The sequence below is a fragment of the Xanthomonas sp. SHU 199 genome (genome assembly GCF_000364665.1).
In the GTDB taxonomy this organism is placed as follows: domain Bacteria; phylum Pseudomonadota; class Gammaproteobacteria; order Xanthomonadales; family Xanthomonadaceae; genus Xanthomonas_A; species Xanthomonas_A sontii.
This window is the reverse complement of record NZ_AQOI01000739.1, coordinates 1-1,994: the sequence shown is the minus strand read 5'-3', so window position 1 is coordinate 1,994 and position 1,994 is coordinate 1. Positions and strand designations below refer to the sequence as shown.

The following is a 1,994-nucleotide window of genomic DNA, read 5'->3' as shown; positions in this document are numbered from 1 at the left end:
CTGCCGGCGGGCGTGGCGACCACCGCCGTCGGCGTGCCGTTCGCCACCGGCAAGGTGGCCGTGGCCGAGCGCCAGTGCACCCGCGCCAGGCGTCCGCCGAGCACGCCGCCGTCCTTGGTCGGCACGCTGAGGTCGCCGGCCAGGGCCGGGCCGTCCAGGTGCACGTCGATGCTGTCGGCCTGCGGCAGCAGGCGCAGGCGGGTGTTGTCGAACACGCCGCCCAGCAACAGCAGATGGTCGGCCAGGATCTCGATGCGCCGCAGCGGCATCGGGTCTTCGCCGCCGTTGGCCGCGGCGGCGTTCGGATCGGGGCGGCTGACCACGCCGATCCAGTCGATGGCGTTCAGCGCCGCGGTGCGCCCGCTGACCACCAGGCCGCTGGCCGGCGGTTCGTCGGCGACGTGGTCGCTGCCCATCACCACGCGCACGCCGGTCTTGCCGCCCTGGCTGCGCGCCGCCAGCGCCATCAGCTTGCCGAAGGCCACCTCGATGCGACCGCTGCCGACCGGCAGCGGCACGTTGACCGAGGTCGCCAGCGGCGTGGCCGGCGCCTTGTCCATCGGCGCCGGCATCAGCAGTTGGGTGCCGACCAGGTCCGAGCGCAGTTGCAGCCGGGTCGGCGGCTGCGCGCCGCCGTCGGGGGTCTTGGGCAGGCCGACGCCGATGTTCCAGCGCGAGCGGCCCTGCACGTACGGCTTGAGCCAGGCCATTTCCGGCACCCGGTCGAGCAGTTCGTTCGCGTCCAGCGACGCGCTCAGCGCGGCCTCGAAGGCCTGTTGCGGATCCTGCACGCCGTCGCCGGCGCGCAGCGCAAGTTCGCCCTGGTGGCCCTGGTAGGCCACGCTCAGCTTCTGCGCGGCGAATCCGGTATCGCTGTAGTTGGCGCTGCCGCGCATGTCGTCGAAGGCCAGGTCCCAGCGCTTGTCGGCGATATGCGCGCCGAGCAGGTCGACCGTGCCGCGCAGGTGGTGGGTGCCGATGTCGGCGCGCAGCGGCTGCAGCAGGTCGAAGGTGACATCGGCCGGCCCCGACGCGCTGAGCGCATCCAGGGTGTCGCCGTAATGGGCATGCAGCGGACTCTGCCGCAGCATCGCCAGCAGCTTGCCGGTCTCGGCGCGGGTGCTGGCCAGCACGCTGAGCTGGCCTTCCTTGTAGTCGGGCAGCGCCGCCGACAGCTGCTCCACCGGCACCCCGCCCATGCTGCCGCGGCCGTGCACCTCGAAGCCGTTGCCGATGAAGGCGACGCTGGCGTCCACGTTCTCCACCGCCGGCCAGTCGTGCTGGAAGCGCACCTTGGCGTCCTCCAGCCGCGCGGTCGCCTCGAAGCGGCCGTTGTGGTCGGCGAACGGCCAGTCGTCCAGGTCGCCGGAGACCAGCGCATGGCCGTCGCGCAGGCGCCCGCCCTGCAGCGCGGCGTCGAGCCAGTCGGTGGCGGCCTTGCTCATCTTGGAATGGACCCAGAACTTCTTCGCCGCCACCACCGGCGCGTCCTGCAGGTCGGCGGCCAGGTCGATCCACGGCCGCGAGCCGTCGTCCTGGAAGCGCAGCCCGCCGCGCACGTCGGCGCCGTAGTCGCTGCCCTGCACGCGCAGCCCCGGGGTCGCCACGCGCAGGCCGTCGCCATCGCGGAAGGCGACGATGCGCCCGGCCAACTGGACTTGGTGGACCACGCCGAAGCCGCTGGGCCAGTCGACGCGGACCGGGCTGCCGGCCTCCAGCGCCAGTTCGCCGGCCTGGGCATCGCCATCGAAGCGGCCGCGCAGCCCGCTCACACCCGGCGCACCGCCCGCCGGCGCGAATGCCAGGTCCGCCAGCCGCCCCTGGCCGTACAGCGGACCGCCGGGAACCCCGCTCACCGCCACCTGGGTCAGTTGCAGACGCGGCTTCGCCACCGCCAACCAACTGCGCAGACTGGGCGAAAGCCGGTCGCTGAGCCCGGCCACCGCGATCAGCGGCGCCAGGTCGAGCCGATCGCCGTACAGGGCGTAACGGCG

The 1,994-nt window shown here is 73.5% G+C and carries 1 protein-coding gene; it reads right to left on the bottom strand.

Going from position 1 to position 1,994, the window contains the following annotated elements; all coding sequences use genetic code 11:
- Positions 1-1,994, bottom strand: a 1,994-nt coding sequence (locus tag D183_RS25480; protein ID WP_017910643.1) for a YhdP family phospholipid transporter, incomplete at both ends; no start/stop codon positions are given.